Genomic DNA, 23,206 nt, shown 5'->3' with positions numbered 1-23,206 from the left:
AGTGACGGCACCTCCATTCTACTATCAATCAACACAGCCAATAGTAGCATAGAGGTGCTGATATCGAAATCGAGCGTAAGTAGAGTATTCTAAATTTATTCTGCAACTCTAGGTTGCAAAAGGCTATGGAGTAGTCTTGAATGCTCATCCCATTAAAAAACGGCTGGTCAGGTTCCCCTGATCCAGCCGTTTACGGTTATTTCAATATTACATTATCGATCAATACCGCCGTGTCAAAGACGCTGTCACCTTGATCCCACACATGGAACCGGAGGACAATGGAGCCCTTGCCGGCAAATTGGCTCACATCAAATTGGACGTGCTTCCAATTCGTCATGTAGGCCGTATCATCCCCGCCGTAGAAATTAACGTCTACTTTGTTCTCATCAATCCAATAGGCTGTGGATTCATTAATCGATTCCTTACCCACAATCACAGATTCCTGTCCGTAGACACTGGACGTCACCGTAGGTCCGCCATTCAAGTGTGAGGTGACGAGGGAAGCCGGATTGATGTATACACTGGAAGTTACTGTTGCTCTAAATGTATCGTTGTATTTGCTTCCAACATATTCCTTTGGCTCCTCAGAAATGAAATTGTAATCGAACGACAAGGTTGTGGCTCCCGCCGGGACAATGAAGCTCTGCTCGATATAACTATCGGAATTGTAGTCATATCCTCCCTTGTCATTGTTTTCAAACCCAAGGCCAGTACTGATAATCGCCATGTAGTTACCCTCTGTAGGCTTAAGCGGCCCCAGCTTTGAGATGACCCGGACATCTCCGTTTCCATTCCAGCCGGTCCATTTTCCGTTCTCAAAGGTTCCGTTGATAATCCCTTCGGTCTTCGTACCGATGCTGCTTCCCTTCATAACGAATGCTGCCAACCCATCATCGGTTCCATGAGCAGCCACTGCTGCCTCAAAAGCTTGTCCGGTTGTCATATTCTCATTATTCAAGGCATTGAATACGGATGGAGCAATGACCTGATCATAAGCAAGCTTTACATAATCGGTGTAACCATAATAAGTGCTGGCGCCATTGTTGATGAACGCATCCGACATGGAATCGTTGTATGCGCTGCGGCAGCTGCCGTTATATACAATAGTGCCGGGAAGCATATCATTGTACCGTGTAATGAACGAAGGCGTAATCGCATAATAACCTGATATGATAGCCAATCTTCCCTTTTTCAAATCCAGTTCATAGGTCTTGTTGTTCTCTGCGGTTGCCTTCTCTCCGGTCAGGAACATGACTTGCGGCCCCGCATATTTGAAATCAACACCGTATTTATCATGGAATGTCTGGAGCACAATCTCATCATAGTACGTATCCCCATGGGAATCTAAGACCACAACACCATACTGATTAAGTCCTTTGAAGAAGTTAACGCCCGCTGCGCTGTCCTTTACTCTCTCCGCAAGGAAGGGGTAATTCGACTGCTCGAAGCTTTGATATACAGCGTCATACACCGTCGAAGATGGAAGGGTGCCGGAGAATGGAGAGACCACAGCAACCCGCTGGCTTCCTATGGTGGCTACGGTTTGTTCCACATCTTGCGTGAGCGCCGTCAATGCATTATTGGACGCAGCCTCTTCTACAGTGTTGTTTAATCCTTTTGTATTCTCAGGGGCCGAGGATATTCCGCCTAGAATCCCGTTGTCCAGCAAATACCAGATGCTTCCTCCTTCACCCGAAATTCCTGCATGCTCTACTTCGTCCTGGGCTTGAAGCCAAGCCACTGTCTCTTCCTTTGCCTGTTGCAAATTACCTGTAGAAGCAGCCAGTTGATCAAGCTTACTCTGTGTATTATTTTCAATCATTTCTGTTTGTGCAAGCTGTTCATCTGTAAGATGCTTCAGTACAGACAGTTTAAGGACTGCACTGCTAGGCACCTCTCCAACAAAGGCCTGCAGATTTATGTAGCCCTCTGTATTTTCAGTTAATGCTGCTTTGCCGCTATAGAGTCCGTCAGCCGCAAGGCTGTCTCCATGAATTTCTAAACCATCATCGTACAGCAGGGTGATCTGTGACATCATTTTGCCGCTGTCATCTACCTGATAGACACTTGCAGTTACTGTCTCTGCCGCATTAAGCGTTGTACGGAAAATAACTTCAGTGGACTCTTCTGCATAAATAGCATCGGTACTCTCCCCCTTCACTACAATCTGGAGAGCATTGGCCGGTACTGGAGTTGGCTCCACTGGTGCCGGTGTTGCGGGTGCTGGAGTCGGCTCCACTGGTGCCGGTGTTGCGGGTGCTGGAGTCGGCTCCGCTGGTGCCGGTGTTGCGGGTGCAGGCGTTGCCGATGCTGGCGTTCCTGGACCCGGGGCTGCCGGAGCGCTCACAGACGTATCACGGATAGCTTGTGTCGCTGTGGGAGCCGGAGTAACCACCGGAGTCTTAACAATGTTCGTCTCTTCAGCAAGGAGCTGCTTGGACTTCTCAACATATAGTGCCTTATTCGTCTTGAACTCATATGCGAGACGGGCCAGCGCCTGGCGCTCTGCGCGCTCTTTAGGTTTGAATTTCAGCGTGCCATCACTGCCTTGAACCCCGTTAACGAACCCATTGTTGAAGGCCAGGGATACTTGAGCTTTTGCCCATTCAGACACCTCAGACATATCCGACAGCTTACTGCCAAGCGGCAGCTTCTTCGCCGTTTCATCTAATTCAAAGGCCCGGATGAAAAATACAACCAGCTCTTCCCGGGTTACACTCGAATTAGGACTGAACGTGCTCGCCGATGTCCCCTCTGTGATGCCTGCCTTCACCAACGCACCTACATAACCACGATACCAGCTGGTAGCGGCAACGTCTTTGAATGCTGCGGCCTGATCACCGCTTACTTCCAGTCCTAAGGACAGAACTATAATTTTCGCCAGTTCGGCGCGCGACATAGCCTTATTCGGTTTGAAGGTGTTATCTTCATACCCCGAGATGATTCCTGCTTCAGTTAAAGATTGAATCTCCTTTTGAGCATAAGAGCTCGCGATGTCTTTTAATTGCGCGGACTCCCCGAACACCAGATGTGGCGTAAGGCTGCTTATTAGCAGGGCAATTACAATCACCAGACTGAGTTTACGACGTGCTGCTTGGAATAACAAAATTTCTTCCCCCTCTTTCTGTATAAAAAAATTCATAAAAACCATCGCCCTACAGAGTTCCAAGGATGGAATATCGCTCCATAATTCGACAACTTCTTGATTCTACAATAGGACTATGTACATTTACTATGTATATTGATACTAGGAAATTGTATAAATTGGAATATTAGAGGAAGAAAATTTAAAAAAAGACCATCAAGCATAAGCTTGATAGCCTAAAGGCTGCCTGCAGTTTCCTGCATCTAATTCAAAGAGACCCTTATCGTATTTTTTGGAGTTTCATCTCTTCCATATCCAGAATGTTATGATAAAAGCTGGACTGGGTCTCTTTGTGTGAAATGCCAATGACCATCGTATTCGGCAATTCCCTGCTTATCAGTCTGTACAAATCTGATTCTTGTGCTCCATAAATATCGGTGGTTGCTTCATCAATTAATAACAATTCCGGCTTGAGTAACAGACATCTTCCCAAATTAAGAAGCTGCTTTTCACCCTGGCTGAAGCTCCCCTGATCTTCATCAATTTCTTGTTGAAGTGAGCTTACTCTCCCTCTAAGGTTTAACTTTTCAAGCACTGACCATATCTCCTGATCCGTACATTGCTGCTCGGGGTCCAAATTATCTCTTAGCGTTCCATGGTACAGCACCGGACGCTGCGGCAGGGTGACTATTTTTTTCATCAGCAGATGATCTGGAATGGACTTAACATTAGTGTCTCCGAGCAGAATCTCTCCTTCATACTCCATAAATCGGGTCAGGCAGTATAATAACGTAGATTTACCGCTTCCCGTTCTTCCTTTGACCAGCAGGTTTTCAGTGGGCTCAAGTTTTAATGTCAATCCGGAGATGACTGGTATTGAATCACTATATTTGGCGCTCAAATTCCTGATTGTCAGGCCGCCTGCTGTATCCATAACTGAAGGTGTAGCCTCCATTGCGCTTACCGGGGATTTTCCGCGCTCAAGCCCCAAAATTCTTTCAAGTGAATTCGTCCCAATTTCCATATGACGAAGATCTCTGAGCAGCACTTCAAAATTGGAAAATGCCGTTAACGTATAGGTTAAAGTCACATAGATGATAACGGAGTCTCCCGAGAAGCCCCTCAAGCTCATAAGGATCAAGAAAACAGAAAATGTAAAATACCCTGCCACCTCTATCCAGAACAGATAAAGTCTATTCACTGACTGTCTTGTATACTCTGCATTTAATGCGTCTGTAATCTTCCCTTCCCAGATATTCGTAAAATAAGTTTGCAGGCTTTGCTTCCTTACATAATTAGAATCTGCAGCCACAGATTTAAGAATAGCGAGGCAGGGCTCGTGGGCTTCATTGGCTAGCCTGGATGTAATTTTGCCTGTGATCCGAACTTCCTTCTGAATTTTATTAAAAAATATCAGGAACACACCAAGCACCAGCACCATATAGAAATCCGAGTAAGCAATTAGAATTGCTGCGGCAATAATTTTGAAAAACGATTCCAGCAGATTGCTGGTGTACCCGCTCATATCCATATCAATAACCTTCATATCATTGGAAAAACGCGCGGATAATGCCCCGTTCTGTTGTTTACTGAACTGCAAAAAACTGAGTTTCGATACCCGCTGTAATAATTGCTGATGAAGGGCTTCACCGGCTTTTACATTCCCCAAGTAGATTATACTTATACGCACAACATTGGTAATAACCAGTAATAGAGCTATGCCAAAATAAATAGAGGCGAATAACATAGGGTTTGCAGTATTTCCACCAAACCTCGGCACAATATAGATAGAGGCAGCATCGATAACCTGCGCTAATATAAATAAAGCTATGAAAAGAATCAGCAGCGGCCTGCTTCCTAATGCCAAAAAGTAGTGCTTCAGTACTCTAAGACTAGATTGTTTAAGCTTCTCCTGTTCTTCAGGGCCCGGCTCTTCCCGCTTTAAGCTCTGTTCTTCTGACAATGCCTTGGTGATACTTTCGTTATTCATTTGAATTACTTTTTCATCAGGAAGAAAGTCACGAAGTGTATTGTAATCGAATGCATTCTTTTGGAAAGCATTGTTGATACGGCCTTGTTTCATTACAATCACTTGGTCTGCCCGTTCGAATAATTCCTGATCCATAGTGGCTGCCACCATAATTCTAGTTGTATCATTCCAATAATCCAGAATCAAATTTTTAAGTACTCTCTTTCGCACCTTTGCATCCAAAGAATTCAGAATCTGATCCAGCAATACGGTCTTAGCATTCTGATATGCAGCCCGGGCCAGCAAAATTCTTTTTTTCTGCCCGCCTGATAGATTGACCATATCGGTATTGATAACAGTAGAATCCCCGTTTGTCCACTGTTCCAGATCCTTGCTTAACTCGCATAAATGAATGATCTGACGATAACGCGCCTCCTCATAAGGCCTGTCAAGGATGATATTATCTCTGATGCTTACCGGGAATAAAGGTGAATGATCCATGACCTCCTCACAGCGCAGCTCCGCAGATTCTTCTCCTTGAACGCGTTCCAGATATCCGGCAAGGGCTCGCAGCAGATTCGTTTTCCCGGACCCCGTTTCACCTACAATGATAACTAACTGTCCTGGATTGACCGTTAGATCTATATCTGTAAGCAGAATCTGGCCAGGGTCATTAGGTCTGCTATACGTTGCTTTCTTCAGTGAGATCGTCCCTGCCTTCTCTACATTCCCTCTGCTTCCCTCCCATTCTTCTTCATCCAGGCTAACATATTCCTTTACGAGTGAGGCAGCCTTTAGCCCTTGTCTAACTGTGTTGATACTGACGAGGAAATCGTTAATACACCGATCCAGCAGGCCAAATACAATAAAGGATGCCATGGTTTTCTCAACACTTAGCGGATAGCCCATTAGAGAGGAGAAGCCAATACATATCATGGCCGTCAACGGAACCAGAGAATAGTTGATTAGAGTTAGCAGAATTTGAATCTTACTTTTTTTATGTAAAAATTCCGATTGACGCGATCTTGCTTTATTAATCTTGCGGATGAAGTAATTGGTGAAGTTCATTTGTTTAGCTTCTCTATATTTATTAAGGTAATCGTTGATTTCAAATAATCGCTTACTGTTTGCACGGCTGAGCTCAGTATCCACCCGATTCAGTTTATGAAGCAGCCTCGAAAACATAGGTGCTGCGAATAGCAAAATACACCCCATAAGACCCCCGGCGCCTAAATACATTACCAGGAGTGCAACGCCAGATAGAATCCCGAGCGCGCTGCTTATGCCGTCTATAAACCAAACTATTCCTCTGAACCAGCTAATTTGATTTCCGTACAAATCTATCAGTTGCCCTGCACGCTGCGCGGATTCTTTTTTCCGCAGAATATTCTTAAACAGGATATTGCGGTAATTGAATTCAATGGAGATAATTAGCTTCCAGCGGAAATGCAGAAATTGAGAATTGGAGATCACCTTCACCATTTGAATGGCGACAAACAGAAAGATCGCTCCCAGTGTTGCCCCGTGAGGCTGTGAGCTATCGTTAATAATGGCGCGAAGGATATCAGGAAACAAATACGGGATAGAGAACTGTAGGGCCAGGGTCAGAAACGAAAGTAGTGCATAGGCCAGGAAAGAGGATTTTAATTGGCGTACGATATGAATAACCAGCGGCATCACTTTTTTGGATCTGCGTACGGATGCTGATTCTTCTTGAAACCGACCGATTCCATATGTGGAAGGAATAGTGAGAATGGATTCTTGGATGGTACTTAACGGCTGATCCTTACGAATAGCTTGCTTAGTAAACGAACGTGTCCACGTAAAAAATATCCTTTGAATAGGATTTGATATCTCTTCAAGAGAGCGGCTCTGATTCGGGTTAGTCAAACTGTTCATCCCTTCACTTATTGCGAAATTAAATAGTTAAACTATACAAAGCCCCATCCTATAACAAGACGGAGCCTGGTTAACATATTTTATCCTGATATATAATCTGCTTTTTTCTCGGTCTCCGGCAGTTGCGCTTTAATTCCCACGAAATAACGTTCCAGCAATCCTTTAACTATATGTTTAATTGTTTTGCAGTATGCTTCATCATAGTTATAGATATCATCAAATTCATTCTCTACAGCGCCTGTACAGTTCCCCGAACAAAATCCCTCCAATTCGCAATCGACACAACCCGTGGAGTTGGAATACGCTCTCATCGCATAATAACGGTATGCTTCACCGGCAAAAATCTCCTGAAATAAATCTGTATTTCCTAATTTTTTTGAAGTTGTTTTACAGGCATAGGCACTGCCATCCGGCTCAATGCTTATTAGACGCCCGATGGTAGGACAGGTCTTCCAGGCTCTTCTTTCCACCCATTCGTCCGGATGAACAATTCCCCAGAATGATTGATACCAATACCCTGATAACAACACGCCTTTAGTCTGAGCATAATCATAAGCATCCAGAATTCGGTCACCAATCTCTTTGGAACCAAACTTCCTATAAAAATCAAAATCAAAAGACATGATAATCTCAATACTTTTTATTCCCATTGCTGCAGCATAGTCTATGAGCTCATAATTAAAATGATCCCAAGTCTCTTCTGACATCACTGACTGCAGTTCAATATTGATATTGCGATCTCTAAGCTTGCCAATATTCTTGTCCAGTGTAGCCCATTTAATCAGATTATTTCCTTCTCCACGGAACTCACCTGTAAGGTAATCAATATAATCAATGCTTACAGCCACTCGCACCTTATACTTAGCCAACAGCTCCAATATGCTGGATGGCAAATATGAACCATTTGTCGTGACTCCGTATTCCAAATCCATGCCAAAGCTTGTACCATCGCCGAAGTGTAATAATACTTCTTCAATCAGCTTACTGTTCAAAAAAGGTTCTCCACCAAAAAACTCAATTGACAGTTTGTTCTTTCCGTTCATTTGAATGACCTGAATCGATTTCTCAATAGCTTCCTTGGCAACCTCAAAAGACATTGCCTGCTGCGGAAATCTCAGCTTATCATCTTGCGGGTTAGCTTCACTATAGTCAAAGGTGCTACAAAAACAGTAGCTACAGCTCATATTACATTTGTTAGTTGTAGAAAGATGAAGCCTGTCAAAATAAATACCAGTATGTAACTCCTGCTGCCGTTGATCCAATTCTTTCTCCAACAAGGCCCGTTCATCTTCCTCAACCTTATAGATAAAATTCAAAGCAATTAAATCATTGAACATTTCATCGCCAAAATACTCCAATACTTCATGCTCCGAAATTATAGTATGACCATCAAAAAAGTCATTACATTCTTTAGAAACTATTCTTCCATTTCCGTACAGTGCATTGTAGATAAAGTAATAGTCATCCGTAATAGAATATCTGATTAAGTTAGGGGCTAGCTTATACAAAACCTTCATATTTATCCTCCGTTATAAGTTATAAGGGATATCTGAGTGCCCTAAAAGGTCCACAGATATCCCTGGTTAGATTAGCAAGGACGATTAGTCGTCAATGGGTTTAAATTTGTTTTAACAGACGAAGGATGGATCATTACTGGCTTTTTCATAGTTTCACCTCCATTCACGGTCTATTTCAAGAGAAATAGAATTATGTGATAAAGATTCATTTATGATATATAATCCCAGATGTTATAAAATATATTATTTCATCTTCTGGTAAAAAAACTGTTAAAAATATCATGTTCATCGTTTCGGCGGTGACTATTAAACACGGTCAGCTAGACAATCATATCCCCTATCCCGGTTCTTGTTATATCAGACTTGGCACTGTATACTGGCCTGCCTCTTGCGTAGAACGGCGCTGGCTGAAGTTCAATAAATTCGGTTATTTTCAATCCATTATGTTGATACGCCAATTTCCTTAATAGACCTTCCAATTGTTCCACTGCTCTTGCAATAGAGGGCTCCATCAGCATCGCTTCAAGTTGCTTAATATGCTCATTGATCACAGGGCTGATCTGCGCCAGCTTCCTGGACAGCCATTTGTAGGTCCCCGGCCGATACCTTCTGTTGTAGAGAAAGACCAATTGCACCGCCTGCTCCACCATCCGGTTTAACAGCAGCCGGGCTGACAACGTTTCTCCCCGAAGTTCAGCGAGCTTTACCACATAGAGATGACAGAATGAACTCCAGGCATATTTCAATTTATAGCGCCAGATATCATCTGGCAGATAAGCAAGGGTCTTACGCACTTCTGTTATTTTTCCTATAGGGTCTGTGAAGATTCTCCCTCTTGTCCATTCGAGCAATTTCTGCTCAGGAAGCATTAGCCACTCGTGTAAGGAAGGCTGCACACTATGCAGACCCAGTTGAATTCGCATATGCCGGGAGACACATGTAATAGCAATATGATGCAGATTGCCACTACCATTAGAGGGTATAAGCACCTTGTGAGACTCATCTACAGAAAAGCGGGCGGGATACCCTTGGAATAAAGCCGGAACTTCTTCATCCAACGCTTGATCGAGGGTTACAGCATATTGATCGTAGTCCGAGTCCTGCAGCCAAATGTAGCATCTGGCTCCCCATTCATGATCTCTTGATAAGTCGTCATCATGCCCTAGAACATCCGAGCCATATCCAATCAATCCGGCAGCATGCTTCTCCATTAGTTGCGGGAAACGTCTGGCGATCAGCGGCCTCACAATCTCCCAATAGAACTCCTCGCTTAAGTCTAAACCCTTCATTTGCAGACTCCATTTCATGTAACAGTGCGCACTCACATTTTGTTTTACCGGTAACCTTATGTTAACATCTCGCCCAAAAATTACTAGACTATTCATTTGAATTCTGTTATCATTTAGATTGAAGTCTTGATAATAATACTATTCCATTAAAAACGGCTGGTCAGGTTCCCCTGATCCAGCCGTTTTCTGGTTATTTCGATACCATATTATCGGGCCCAGCTTCGCTCACTCAGATATCGGCCAACCACCCCATCGCTCCAGACATGCGCTTCGACGTACCGCTCGGGACCGTACTTTCCGTCATTGTTCCAATTCTGCGGTAACCCGTACTTGTCAATGATGCTCACAATCTCGGGATAGGTATACAGAGTGTGCCTGTACTCTTTGCCATCATTAATCAGCGGGCTGAAGGTGGGCATGGAGTCCCCATAGGTAAAAGAAATCGTGTTCACATCAAATTCCTCAATCGGAATCTTGAGCGATGCGCCATTCTCGAACCATGTGCTTAGCCACGGACTGTGTTCAACTACCATATAATGCGGGGAGGACCGCTGGACCACACCGCCCTTACGTATAAATTCCGCCCGGATGATGCTCTCGCAGTTCCGCCGATATTCCACATACTTATCATGTCTTTGGGCGCTCTGGGCCTTGGGCTTGGTCTGCTTAATCGTCTCCAGCACAGCCCTCGCCTGATCGCCCGGTAAATCGGATATGCTGACAAACGGCCCCACAGCTGCATCATAATAATGATATAAGAACATCGTTCCGCTCCCTCCCAGCGTAGCTTATGTCAACCCAACTCTAAATCCTTACCGGCTAGCTACCTCGATGATCCAGTCAGTCAGTTCGTTGATTTGACTCTTCACAGCGATCGGGTCACGGTACCAGGATTGGTTCTCCGTCCATATAAACACCCGATTGTGGGCAACGGGCCCCAGCGACCCCCATATCGGATCAGCCTGCAACGATTCTAAACTGGACTCTGTAGTCAGAATTAAATAATCCCCCATGTACTCTGAAAGCTTCTCCAGTGAAAATTCGTAATAGGATTCCTCCAGCATATATCCGGGAACGGCAGCCGGCGGCTTCAGCCCCATGATTTCATACATCAGCCGGCCGCCTCGGCCCGACTTCGGACCAAACAGGCTCACGTTTCCGTCATACTCCTGCATAATCGAAAGCGTCTTCCCTTCAGGAACCGCTTGTTTAACCTTCGCCCGAATGTCTGCAATTTCCTTCTCGAATTGTTCGTTCCATTGCTCCGCGGCCTCGCGCCGGTCCAGCAAATTGCCGAAATACAGCATCTCATCCTGTATGGATGCGAACTGATTGTAAGGCACAGATACCGTTGGCGCAATCTTCTGATATTTCTCAACTACCTCAGGCTGTGGATTATGCGTTATGATCAAATCCGGATTCAGCTCCAGCAGCTTCTCAAGCGAGTCGCCGACATCCGTCACAACATCCAGCATTCCCTCCAGGTACGGGCTCGACATCAGGAACGATTCGGCTGCAACCGGCTGAACATCCAGCGCAAGTACAGTACCGAGATAAGAGATTGCCGCTATGCGCTGAGGGTGCTCAGGAACCTCGACATCGCCAAAAGCGGTACTAACCATCTTGGTCCCCGAAGAGGCCTTAGCCCCGGTTACGGTTGGAGAAGCGCTGACGGCAACCTGGCTGTGCGTTGCGCTCCCGTTGTTCACCGGCCCAGCGCAAGCCGTTAACATCACGGTTAAGCATAACAGCATCACTGCATACAAGCTTCTGGTTGCTCTGGTCATTCTATTCGCCTCATTCCATTGAAATTGATAATCAATATCACTCACATGAAAAGGATAGCGTAATGACCGGCTGGGAACAACGGACGATTGTGACCTATTCCTTGCATAATCTGAAACGGACTGTCCGTATCGTTTACGATATTGGCCTGGCGTTATGCCGGTATATTTCTTGAACATGCGGTTGAAATACATAAGATCTGGATAACCGACATGGGTTGCAATCTCCTGTTGTGTTGCCATCGTACCGGCCAGCAGATTCTTCGCTTCCTCCATCCGGAAACGGATAACATAATCCAGCGGACTGAGTCCTGTCTGTTCTTTACATTTTCTCGAAATGTACTGCTGGCTGTAATTCAGTTGCCGCGCTAGCTCCTCTAGCGAGATGTGCTTACGGTAATTTCTGGACAAATACCGGATGACCTGCTCTGACAAGGATAGCTCACCGGGTCTGAACAAGCGCTCGCTTAGAACTGCGTGGACGAAGCGGATGAAATCTCCCTTGACCGACAGCCGGGTCAATCCGTCATCCAATTGAAGCCAACTGCCGCATATTGTCTGAAGCAGCTCTAACATAGCCAGCGGTTCAACGGGCGGGAAGCCCCAGTTGTCCAGAAACGGTTCGGATTCATGCATCATCCTATGAAATTCATACGAGGCCGAAGCGGGCAGCGAAGCTTTGTACAGTACGATATATACGCTTAGTGCTTCCTGGCTCCGGATCGTCACCTGAGCACCTTTACCGGCGTGCAGCACGTAAAAACGGTCGCATAGCCATACCTCCTCATCAACCCACAACTCACCCTGCCCTTGGAAAACAAATAAAAATGCACTCGCCGGTAAGCGGTACTGCTTCAAATCCCCGCCGGTTCCGGCCTGCTTCAGCCGCACATCAAGCACGCGCACCGTCACCTGATTCCATAATTGTATAATTCTCAGAGCATCCATAGCTGATTCGCAAGCTCCCCCTAAATGATCGAACAGATAATCATTCTCAATTGAATCCTGTTTTTAATCACCATAACGAATAGGATTCGTACTGTCAACACGGGTTGACCGGAGTCTTCTCAAAAGCAAAAAGACGCTTGCCTCCCACATGCGGAAGTCCAAGCGTCTATCAGGTTCATTAGGGACGGGAGCGGCAGTTAAACCTGGCGCAAATCAGCCTAGAGTACAGACTCCAGCACTTCATCCTCAGCATCAATACTATTCAAGGCCGTACGGTTAATCCAAGACAGCGCCAGTGTCCCCTCGCCCATATGAGCACCTACCACCGGGACAAAGGTCATTATTTCTGTACGCACCGAAGGGGACATGGCCTTAATGGCCCACTCCAGGCTCAGCGCCTCTTCTTTATTGTTGGCGTGCATAATACATACATCCTGGAAGCGGCCGATTTCCTGCTGGATGGTCTCCAGCAGCTTTTGCTTCGTCTTCTTGAAGGTGCGGATTTTATCGGAGACGACAATTTTGCCCTCATCGAACCGCAGAAGCAGATGAATCCGCATCAGCTGGCCCAGCAGGAACTGAGAGCCGGAGAGCCGTCCGCTGCGGTGCAGCTGGCTCAGGCTGGCAGGAATAATATAGAAGGACATTTCCTCGATTATATTATCAATTCTGTTCTTGATCTCCTGTGCAGAGCAGCCTGCCTGCTGCCAGTGAATACCGCGCAGTAGCATCTCACGGATGGGGTATGCACCTACTTTGGAATCGATACCAATTACGTTCACTCCAGCAATGTCTGCCGCCTGCATCGAGGTGTTGAAGGTCCCGCTAAGCTCGGAGGAACAGTGGATCGCAATAATCTCGTCATACTCTTCCTTGAGGCGCTCGTATAATTCAACGAACTCGCCAATCGGCGGCTGGGAGCTGCCTAACTTGTCATGCTGCCGCATTTTTTCATAGAACTGATCGGCGTTGATATCTATATTTTCTCTATAACATTCATCATTAACGATTAGACGGAGGGGAACGATATACACATGGTTATTCTCGGCGAATTCAGAATCAATGGTGCTGGTGCTGTCAGTTACCCAGGCGATGGATTTCATAGTCATTACTCTCTTTCGTGAGGAATTCACTGCTCAGGAATCAGCAGCTATGGCTGTCTGTATATTCATAAATTATACAGGATACCAGCCATGCGTAGAGCATTCCTTGAATAATCCCAGCACTTTTTTTCAACTAAATTCGACATAAATTCACATTATATATGACGAATATACCTGTTTAAGAGAGGTTTGATTATGGTATGAGAAAAGGCGGAAAATAGAGTTCGTACGAGCATCCTACTAAGTTCCTCTACTTCCGGAAGTACTGCGTCACCTTTCCCTTACCTGCACCAACCACCACCTCTGCAAAAGCACCGTTCACCAAAGTAACCTGCGGCGGCAGATGTCCGCAGTCGATATCGTATGCGACCGGCAGGCCCAGCTCATCGGCTAGCTCCTGGTAGACATCCTCTACTGTGTACCCGTCCATAGGGCGGTTAGCCGCGCTGCGGCCGAACATAAGGCCGCTGCAATGCTCGAACCAGCCCGCCAGCTTCATCTGCACCAGGGAGCGGCGCAGGTCGGCCACGGACAGCTCACAGTTCTCTAAGTACCACAGAATAGGCTCATTATGGATATAGTGCTGCTGGAAATGCCGCACCTCTCCATACGGCGTGCCGATCAGATGACGGATAACGTCAATGCAGCCGCCCAGCAGGCGGCCCTGCATGGCGAGGGCCTGATTGCCCACCGTCTTCCAGCTAGTGGCTTCTGTAAGGTTGAACACATGGGGCGACGGCTCGCCTCCTCCCCATTCCAGCTGATACTGCTGTGAGGATTGCTGGAGTACAGAACCACCGCTTGACGTAAACAACACCTTGTCCCACATGGCGGTTGTCGGGTCTGTCTCTTCTCCCCGGAGATCAATGAAGTTCGTGCCATGAGCAGTGGCAATCCCCGTCTTCAGCGTGACAGCCAGCAGCAGCACACTGATATCGGAATACCCGAGAATCCATTTACACTTCATCTTGCTGAAATCCACCTGCTCCAGCATCTCAATCAGCAGCTCCCCGCCCCAGGGAGGCACGACGAGTCCGATGGACTCATCGGCCATCATCGCGTTGAATTCAGCGGCACGTACAGCAGCCGGAGCCGATTTAGCCTTTTCCTGTGTCCATGCTGTGGGTCCGCAGACTACGCCGTACCCTCTTTTTTGCAGCCGTTCTACAGCCAGCTCAAGCAGTTCACGAAGCTCCTCCCCCACTCCTGATGAGGGTGCAGTTACACCAATAACAGCTTCTGCTTCTAATACGGGATATCTGATCATCCGGTTATTCCTCCTAAGGTAACCCCACCAAGTGGGGCTTTAGCTTCGATGATGACTCAGGTACTTTGCGGGGACCCCAAAACATATAAATTCTATAAAAAAGGCGATACCCGAACCTTGAGCAGGTTGAATATCGCCCTATGCGTACTACGGATTATATCATTGGCTGCGTCATTCCAGTGAAGGCTTATTGTCCCGGCTGATATCCAGAATATCCAGGAAAAAGACGAAGATTGGAATCCCGAGAATCAGTCCCCATACCCCGATATAATGCTCGGAGAACAAAAGCACTACGAGCGTGTAGAACATCGGCAGGTTCATTTTGGAGGACATCAGCTTCGGGTTGAGGAAGTAGCCCTCTATGACATGTAACAGGGCAATCATCACCAGAATGTTGACCGTCAGCATCAGTCCACCCGTGTTATAACCGATAATGCACAGCGGAATCAGCGAAATGACAAAGCCGACGACCGGAATCAAGCTGAGCATGAAGATCATAATGGAGAGGGCGAACAGATACGGGAATGGCTCGAAAAAGAAACCAAGCACCCACAGCCCGACCACGGTAAACAAAGTATTGAACAGCGCAATCAGAATCTGTGCTTCAATGACCTTGCCGAAGGAGGAGATGAATTTTCTGCCGAAATACTCCAGCTCCACATAGAACCAGGAGATCTTGCTGTCTCTCAAACGGGAGGTGAAGCTGACGATCCGGTTCTTCTCCAGAATGAAGACAAGGCTTAGAATCGTGGACAGGACGAAGGTGGTGCCCCAGTTGCTGATTTTGAAGACATATTCGATCCCCTGATTCAAATAGCTCTGATAATTGAGCTCCCTGACCTTTCGGAACAAGTACTGCATAATTTCATTCTGCGGAATATCATCGGAGGTCAGCGTGCCGAGAAAAGTGGTTAACTGCTTGATCTGTGAGAATACCTTGGGCATATATTTGACGAGTGCCATGACGATCATGCTGATCAGCGCCACATACAGTATAATGATGATGACCTTGCTGTTCACCTTCACAAATTTGCCGATCCGCTTGCTTAATAGCACCTGAAAGCTGTTCATCACATAAGCGATCAGGAAGGTCAGCAGCACCAGATTCAGCATATCTCTGATACTGTACAGCAGCAGTCCAATCAATCCCAGAATCAAGAAGCGCCGGACTGTTAAATTGGCGACATAACGCTTGAATACTTCCATTGTTCCCTTGTTCCTCTCCATTCGCTGGCAGATAAGATTTTTATTATAGTGTACCGTACTGAAAACAAATATAGCAACTTTGGCATCGCCCAATTCCCGCGAAACCGCGAACTTTATGTCGATTTACAGGAAGCTCTATTGCTATATGCTATAATGTGGGCAAAACTGGAACATATATACCTTTTTCAACAGGTCCAAATCAATGAAGTTCAAACTAATGGAGGCGAAAGCTGGTATGAACAAAGTAATCTGTATCACCGGAGCATCCTCCGGCATCGGCCTTGCCACTGCACTGAAGTTCGCCCATGAGGGCTGGACGGTCTATGCCGGAACCCGCCATCTGAAGCGTGAACAGGAGCTGTACCAGAATGTGGAGGGTCTGCAGTTCGTTGAGCTGGAGGTGACACAGCCGGAGAGTATTCAGCAGGTTATAGACCGGATAGAAGCAGAGCAAGGCAAGCTGGATCTATTATTCTGTAATGCCGGATTCGGATATCTGAGAGCGCTTGGGCAGGCACCGTTCCCTGAGATCGAGGATGTCTTCAATACCAACGTGTACGGGGTCATGCATACGATCCGGGCTGCACTGCCGCTGCTGCAAAAGACTGGCTACGCCCAGATTGTGGCGACCTCCAGTGTCGGCGGACTGGTCGGGCAACCGATGAATGAGGTCTACTGCGCCAGCAAATTCGCAGTGGAAGGGCTGCTGGAGAGTCTGGCCACCTATTACAAGCCGCAGTTCAATATCGATATCACCCTGCTGGAGCCAGGAGCGATTGCTACTGAGTTCAATTCAACCGTCATGGGGCATGTCGCCAGCACCGGCGGCGTTCTGGAAGACGAGTACAAGCCGATTCTGGATGCTTATAGAGCGACCTTCCTGGAGCGCAATGTGGAGCCGCAGACGGCAGACTCTGTTGCGGATGTGATGTGGGAGCTGGTACAGCTTGAGACCAAGCCGCTGCGCCTGCGCACCTCGGAGCGGGCCGAAGCCTTCGTGGCCCGCAAGGTCAGCACTGACCCTACCGGACTGGAAGGCGTACTAAGCACGCGCAGAATTCAGTTGAATATGTAAATGTAAACAGCCGCTCCCATTCCTGGAGCGGCTGTCTTTGGCTTTCCCTTATCAGATGCTAGCGCTGAATCGGCTCAATCCGGTACGTTCCGGTACTGCCGTCTCCAGCAGGCCCGCCAGTGACCGCCCAGCCGTAAGACAATACATCCTCTAACCGTTCGCGTTCAGCCTCCGTTAATTCCGCTTCCACCGCTTCCTGCCCCTCCTCAAGCTCCAGCTTCGCTTCAATACCCAGCGCAACCTCTATCCAGCTGCGGATTCCGCGGATGGTATTGTATTTAATCTGGTAGCCTTCCAGAACGGCCCGGCGGAATCCCTCCGGCTGTTCCTCTGCAAGGGCAGACAACTGCCCGTAATCGAACTCGTATTTACTCTCATCGGCCGGCAGATCCCCTTCGCTGACTCTGCGCAGCAGCTCTTCGTCAGATCCGGACAGCGCGCGCAGCGATTCCAGCAGAAGGGCATCCCATTGTGATAGCTTGACCTTGCTAGTCGGTATTGTCATTGTATCTCCTCCTTGATTCACAGATGTGTATCTTCTAAAGATTCGTTCATAATATTAGTCTGCATATTCCCCGGCCACATAATGTCCGGGACTCACTTCCCGCAGTGCAGCGGCTTCCTCTGTCCCGCGCGTAGCCGGGTAAGCCTCCAGCTGGATTCTGCGGCTGGCCTTCATCGGGTCTGTCTCCAGAATGGAGGACAGCAGGGCTCTGGTGTAGGGGTGGAGCGGATTATCGTACAGCTCATCGCTTGGAGCCACCTCCACCAGCCGGCCGCCGTACATCACGCCGATCCTGTCAGCAATATGGCGGACCATCGACAGATCATGGGCGATGAACAGATAGGTCAGTCCAAACTCGGCTTGCAGATCCTCCAGCATATTAACGACCTGAGCCTGGACAGAGACATCCAGCGCAGAGATGGGCTCATCGCAGACGACGAACTCAGGCCGGACCGACAGCGCCCGTGCAATGGAGATCCGCTGGCGTTGCCCGCCGCTGAATTCATGGGGGAAGCGGTACAGATGCTCCCGCTTCAGCCCCACCTTCTCCAGCAGCTCTGCCACCGCTTCCTTGCGCTCTTCGCCCGGATAGAGACCGTGAATCCGCATCGGCTCACTGATCAGCTCCAGTACGTTCAGGCTTGGATTAAGCGAGGAATACGGGTCCTGGAAAATCGATTGAATCCGCCTGCGGAAGGGCTTCAGCCCTTTCTCGCCCAGCTTGCCAAGCGGCTTCCCGTCGTAGAACACCTCGCCGTCTGTATAATCGTACAGACGGAGCAGACAGCGTCCGACCGTGGACTTGCCGCTCCCGGATTCACCAACCAGTCCGAAGGTCTCGCCCTGACGGATCTGGAAGCTGACCCCATCCACAGCCTTAAGTACGCCCTTATCCCGTCCGCGCAAATCCTTGCCCTTCGGGAAATGCTTCTTCAGATTGCTAACCTCCACAAGCACCTTGCGCTCACTCAAGTGAAATCCCTCCCCGCTGTAACTGCTGTCTTCTCTTCTGTACCTTCGGTCAGCCAGCACATCGAGCGGTGCCCCGGTGCAAACTCGACTACCGGAGGACGTTCACTGCAGCGGGCGAAGGCATGCGGACAACGGTCCATGAACGGGCAGCCGGGCGGGGGATTCAGCAGATCGGGCGGTGTGCCCTCGATCGGAATCAGCCGCTCACGTTCACCGCCGCCGCGCTTCGGTATGGAACGCAGCAAGCCCTGCGTATACGGATGCTGAGGCCGGTAGAAGATATCCTGCACCGTCCCCTCCTCCATCACCAGTCCGCCATACATGACAATGACGCGCGTGCAGACCTGGGCTACCACTCCCAGATCATGAGTAATAAGCGCAACAGCTGTATCTCCCCGTTCCTTCAGCTCTTTGAACAGATCGAGGATCTGCGCCTGGATGGTCGCATCCAGCGCGGTGGTAGGCTCATCGGCAATCAGCAGCTCCGGGCGGCAGGAGAGCGCCATCGCGATCATCACCCGCTGGCGCATCCCTCCGCTGAATTCATGGGGATATTGCTTCAGCCGCTGCTCCGGATCACGGATGCCGACCTGGCGGAGAAGCTCCGCCGCTTCGGTATACGCCGCCGCTTTATCCAGTCCGCGGTGTCTGCGGATAACCTCTGTCAATTGCTGGCCGATTCGCTTGACCGGATTCAGCGAGGTCATCGGGTCCTGGAAGACCATCGCAATCCGGTTGCCCCGCAAGGACCGCCACTGCTTCTCCGTAAGCCCCTTCAGGCTCTTGCCGCGGAACTCCAGCTTCCCGGCAGTCATATGCCCCGGCGGTGTGATCAGTGACATGACCGCCTTGGCTGTAACGCTTTTGCCGCTGCCGGATTCCCCGACAATGCCTACGGTCTCACCCGCATCAATATGGAAGCTAACGCCACGGACGGCCTGATTCTCCCCGTCCCGGGTAGCGAAGGAAACCTGTAAATTCTCAACAGTCAGCAGCCGTTCAGTCATGATGTTAAGCCCTCCTATCTTCGGATCAGCTTAGGTTCAAAGCCGACCCGCAAAATATCTCCCAGCACATTAAAGCTCAGCACCGTAAACAGGATCATCAGCCCGGGGAACAGCGCCAGATAAGGTGCCTGGGCAATATACCCCTGTGCGCTGTTCAGCATACTCCCCCACGTGGCATTCGGCGGCTGTACCCCGAAGCCGAGGAAGCTGAGCGACGATTCCATCATAATGGCCGAGGCAATATTATTCGTCGCCCCTACAATAATCACCGGTATCAGCCCCGGAAGGATATGCCGCCAGATCATACCGAAGGCACTCTGTCCCGAGGCTTTGGCATATAACACGTACTCCCGTTCCTTGATCGTCAGGGTCTCCGCGCGGACGACACGTGCCACATTCATCCACATCAAGAGAGCAATAATAATGATCAGATTGCCGATGCTCGGCTTCAGATAGACGCTGAGCAGCAGCAGGATCAGGAAGGACGGGATCGACATGATAATATCCAGCATCCGCATCAGCAGATTATCGATCCAGCCGCCGAAATATCCGCTGATCACCCCAACCAGCACGCCCACAAAGGTTGCTACGACCATGGAGGCAAACCCGACCAGCAGCGAAACCCGGCCTCCGTATAAGGCTCTGGACAGATAGTCGCGGCCATAATCATCGGTGCCGAACAGATGCGCGGCGCCGGGCTTCGTCAGGCGGGCCATGGCATCCATGGCATTCGGATCATGACCGGACAGGAAGGCAAAGACCGCCCCCAGTGTAAACACCATCAATATGACAAGAGCAGCGACACCCAGACCGTTCGTAAACAGCTCGGACTGCAGATTTTTCCATTTACTGCGATTCATGAGGTCACCCCTTCAGTTTGATTCTTGGATCGACAACGCTGTAGAGAATATCTGCTACCAGATTACCGAAGATCAGCATTAAGGAAGAGAACAGGGTAATCCCCATAATGACAGGATAATCCATCCCCTTCACCGCCGTCATCCCCAGGGAGCCGATCCCCGGCCAAGAGAACACCGTTTCCGTAACAATCGCCCCGGCCACCAGATCTCCCATCGACATACCGATCAGCGTGATCACGGGCAGCAGCACATGCTTCAGCACATGCCGGAACAGGATGGTGGATTTCTTCGAGCCAAAAGCGTACTGGATCTGCACATACTCCTCCTTAAGCTGTCCGATAGTGCTGGAGCGGATATAGCGCACGTACCCGGACAGGAAACTGAAGGCCAGCACCGTACACGGCAATATCCCGTGCTTCAGCACATCCAGCGGCGATTCCACACCAATGGTGCGCATCCCCATGCTTGGAAGCAGGTGCAGCTTGATCGCGAACAGATACATCAGCAGGATCGCCAGCCAGAATAAGGGGATGGAGATGCCGATATAAGCGATAAAATTGATTAGCTTGTCTACCCAGCGGTTGCGGTTCGCACCGGCCACGAGGCCCAGCGGAATGGCCAGAAGGACGGCCAGGGCAATGGCGCTGCCCATCAGACCCGCAGTTGCGGGGAGGCGGTCCAGAATCTGATCCAGCACAGGCTGGTGATTGACCAGCGAGTACCCGAAATTGCCCTGGACCATCTCTTTGATCCAGATGAAATATTGGATATAAGCAGGCTTATCCAGCCCCAGATTATGACGGATGCGCTCAATATCATCAGCGTGCATATTGGGCGTCACGAAAGACAGCACCGGATCTCCCGGAGCCAGCTTAATCATGGTAAAACAGACCACCGATACAAAAAACAGCATCGGCAATGTTTGCAGCAACCTTCGGACGATGAGTTGTCTCATACGCAGCTTCTCCCAGCTCTTAACAGGCAAAAATAAGCTGGGAGAACCAGCTTATTTTTTTGCCTTGCTTATTTTGTGAGGCAGATTATTTCTTGTAGATCTTGGACAGGTCTTCGAAGATAACGACTGGCTTCAGGACAGCCTCATCAACTCCGCCGTAGTTCTTAGAGACAGCTACAACAGTCTTCGTATAAGCGATCGGATAGATCGGTGCATCCTCGGCTACCAGCTCCTGTGCTTTCTTGTAGATCTCTGCACGCTTAGCCGGATCTGCTTCGCCTGCACCGTCATTCATCAGCTTATCGACTTCACTGTTGGAATAATGCGAGTAGTTGGACGAGCTGTCCGTAGTGAACAGGATACGGTACGCATCCGGATCATAGCCCATGATATAGCCGGTCAGAGCCAGCTCATAGTCGGTCGCCTTCAGATCAATGAATTTCTGCACCCAGGCCGAGGAATCCATATTCTGCAATTCAACCTCTACGCCGATTGCCTTCAGCTTCTGCTGCACATACAGCGAGATGGCTTCCTGCGCCTTGTTACCGCTCTGTACGATATACCGGAGCTTCAGGTTGCTCTCACCGGCAGTGGCCAGCAGTTCCTTCGCCTTGGCAGCATCATTGTCAAAGGTAGGGACATCGTTCGTGAAGTACAGTGCATCCGGAGTCAGGAAGGACTTTGCCGGATCAGCATATTCGCTGGAAGTGTACGCCGTCTGAATCAGCTCGTCGCGGCTGAGGGCCAAAGACAGGGCCTGCCGGACTTCTTTTTTGGCGAGGGCGCCGGTATCGCTGTTCGCATTGAACATCAGATAAGCGAGGCGGCCTTCGCTATACGGGAGAATCTCAAAATTATTCGTCGCTTGAATCGTAGGAACATCCTTCGGGTCCAGATACTGTACATTAATCTCGCCGTTCTGCAGAGCCAGATTCGCAGCATTGGTATCCTTGGCAATCCGGTAAGTGACCGAATCCAGATGCGGCTTGCCGCCGAAGTAGTTGTCGAAGCGTTCCAGCGTCAGATATTCGCCCGCCTTGTATTCCTTGAACTTGAAGGGACCGGAGCCGACAGGAGAAGCGTTCTTCGTGCTCTTCTCAATGTTGGTCTCATTCTCGTAAATGTGCTTCGGAATCGGGAATACCTGTACCAGCGTGGCTTCAAAAGCCGGGCTGACCTGCGGCAGCTTGAACTCCACAGTCAGGTCATCGACCTTGACGGCCTTGATCGCCTTGTCGCCGACAAGGAAGTTGGCCCGCAGGAAGCTGTTCTGCTTCTCATCAAGAATGCTGTCGATGGTGAATACCACATCATCCGCCGTCAGCTTCTCTCCATCATGCCAAGTCAGTCCATCCTTAAGCTTCAATGTATATGTCAGATTATCGCTTGACGGTGTCAGGCTGTCTGCCAGATAGAAGGTCTTCTTGCCGTTGTTCACCTGGAACAGCGGAGCATACAGCGCCTGGTCAATCGTCAGACTGACACGGTCACCCGCATAGTTCGGATTCAGTACCACCGGATCAGAAGCTACCCCTATAATCAGACTGCCTCCATCCTTCGGTTCGCCGGCAGCAGGCTCTTGTGATGCAGCCGGTGTCTGTGCGGCATTGGTAGATGAAGTGTTATTCCCACTCGAACATGCACTGATCATCAGTGTTAATAATAGTAGAATAGCAACCCCTGTTATCCCTTTACGCATTGTCTCTTCCTCCATGTCTATGAGCATTCCCACTCGTTGTTGAGTCATTATATATCGGAATACTAG

General features: G+C 48.9%; 16 protein-coding genes. 1 reads left to right on the top strand and 15 read right to left on the bottom strand.

Annotation, left to right across the window (positions count from 1 at the left end; translation table 11 throughout):
* Positions 1 to 196: 196 nt before the first annotated feature.
* The 9 genes from NYE26_RS32915 to NYE26_RS32875 form a co-directional block, all read right to left on the bottom strand.
* A complete protein-coding gene (locus tag NYE26_RS32915) occupies positions 197 to 3,106 on the bottom strand; it encodes an S-layer homology domain-containing protein (RefSeq protein WP_339253040.1) in 2,910 nt (969 codons plus the stop codon).
* Between the two features lie 259 nt (positions 3,107 to 3,365).
* Positions 3,366 to 6,944: an ATP-binding cassette domain-containing protein gene (locus NYE26_RS32910; RefSeq protein ID WP_339253038.1), complete on the bottom strand. Its 3,579-nt coding sequence runs from the start codon at positions 6,942 to 6,944 to the stop codon at positions 3,366 to 3,368.
* Between the two features lie 89 nt (positions 6,945 to 7,033).
* Complete coding sequence (locus tag NYE26_RS32905; RefSeq protein ID WP_339253036.1) at positions 7,034 to 8,470, bottom strand: radical SAM protein; 1,437 nt, start codon at positions 8,468 to 8,470, stop codon at positions 7,034 to 7,036.
* Between the two features lie 320 nt (positions 8,471 to 8,790).
* Positions 8,791 to 9,759, bottom strand: coding sequence for a DUF4037 domain-containing protein (locus tag NYE26_RS32900; protein WP_339253034.1), 969 nt, complete (start codon positions 9,757 to 9,759; stop codon positions 8,791 to 8,793).
* 206 nt (positions 9,760 to 9,965) lie between these two features.
* Entirely contained in the window at positions 9,966 to 10,523 is a 558-nt protein-coding gene (locus NYE26_RS32895) for a hypothetical protein (RefSeq protein WP_339253032.1), read from the bottom strand.
* 48 nt (positions 10,524 to 10,571) lie between these two features.
* Entirely contained in the window at positions 10,572 to 12,491 is a 1,920-nt protein-coding gene (locus NYE26_RS32890) for an AraC family transcriptional regulator (RefSeq protein WP_339253030.1), read from the bottom strand.
* Between the two features lie 218 nt (positions 12,492 to 12,709).
* Complete coding sequence (locus NYE26_RS32885; protein WP_339253028.1) at positions 12,710 to 13,600, bottom strand: DegV family protein; 891 nt, start codon at positions 13,598 to 13,600, stop codon at positions 12,710 to 12,712.
* Positions 13,601 to 13,844: 244 nt separating this feature from the next.
* A complete protein-coding gene (locus tag NYE26_RS32880) occupies positions 13,845 to 14,861 on the bottom strand; it encodes a S66 peptidase family protein (RefSeq protein ID WP_339253026.1) in 1,017 nt (338 codons plus the stop codon).
* 171 nt (positions 14,862 to 15,032) lie between these two features.
* On the bottom strand, positions 15,033 to 16,067 hold the full coding sequence (locus NYE26_RS32875; RefSeq protein WP_339253024.1) for an AI-2E family transporter: 1,035 nt from the start codon (positions 16,065 to 16,067) through the stop codon (positions 15,033 to 15,035).
* A gap of 235 nt (positions 16,068 to 16,302) precedes the next feature.
* Between NYE26_RS32875 and NYE26_RS32870 the strand changes: the two genes are divergently transcribed.
* Positions 16,303 to 17,142, top strand: a complete 840-nt coding sequence (locus tag NYE26_RS32870) for an SDR family oxidoreductase (protein ID WP_339253022.1) — start codon at positions 16,303 to 16,305, stop codon at positions 17,140 to 17,142.
* A gap of 58 nt (positions 17,143 to 17,200) precedes the next feature.
* Here the strand turns inward: NYE26_RS32870 and NYE26_RS32865 are convergent, their stop codons facing one another.
* The 6 genes from NYE26_RS32865 to NYE26_RS32840 all read right to left on the bottom strand — a co-directional run bounded on the left by NYE26_RS32865 (position 17,201) and on the right by NYE26_RS32840 (position 23,140).
* Positions 17,201 to 17,647, bottom strand: coding sequence for a hypothetical protein (locus tag NYE26_RS32865; protein ID WP_076077440.1), 447 nt, complete (start codon positions 17,645 to 17,647; stop codon positions 17,201 to 17,203).
* 54 nt (positions 17,648 to 17,701) lie between these two features.
* A complete protein-coding gene (locus NYE26_RS32860) occupies positions 17,702 to 18,619 on the bottom strand; it encodes an ATP-binding cassette domain-containing protein (RefSeq protein WP_339253020.1) in 918 nt (305 codons plus the stop codon).
* The gene (locus NYE26_RS32855; protein WP_036723621.1) at positions 18,616 to 19,626 is read right to left on the bottom strand and encodes an ABC transporter ATP-binding protein; all 1,011 of its coding nucleotides are present in this window, start codon (positions 19,624 to 19,626) and stop codon (positions 18,616 to 18,618) included. Before NYE26_RS32855 ends, NYE26_RS32860 begins: the two co-directional genes overlap by 4 nt.
* 14 nt (positions 19,627 to 19,640) lie before the next feature.
* Positions 19,641 to 20,486: an ABC transporter permease gene (locus NYE26_RS32850; RefSeq protein ID WP_036723623.1), complete on the bottom strand. Its 846-nt coding sequence runs from the start codon at positions 20,484 to 20,486 to the stop codon at positions 19,641 to 19,643.
* A 4-nt stretch (positions 20,487 to 20,490) separates the two neighbouring features.
* Entirely contained in the window at positions 20,491 to 21,441 is a 951-nt protein-coding gene (locus tag NYE26_RS32845) for an ABC transporter permease (protein ID WP_036723626.1), read from the bottom strand.
* A gap of 85 nt (positions 21,442 to 21,526) precedes the next feature.
* The gene (locus tag NYE26_RS32840) at positions 21,527 to 23,140 is read right to left on the bottom strand and encodes an ABC transporter substrate-binding protein (protein ID WP_339253016.1); all 1,614 of its coding nucleotides are present in this window, start codon (positions 23,138 to 23,140) and stop codon (positions 21,527 to 21,529) included.
* Between the last annotated feature and the right edge of the window lie 66 nt (positions 23,141 to 23,206).

Origin of the sequence: Paenibacillus sp. FSL P2-0136, assembly GCF_037975325.1 — a bacterium.
In the GTDB taxonomy this organism is placed as follows: Bacteria; Bacillota; Bacilli; order Paenibacillales; family Paenibacillaceae; genus Paenibacillus_AQ; species Paenibacillus_AQ silagei.
The sequence above is the reverse complement of the archived record's forward strand: the minus strand, read 5'-3'. Positions and strand labels throughout refer to the sequence as shown.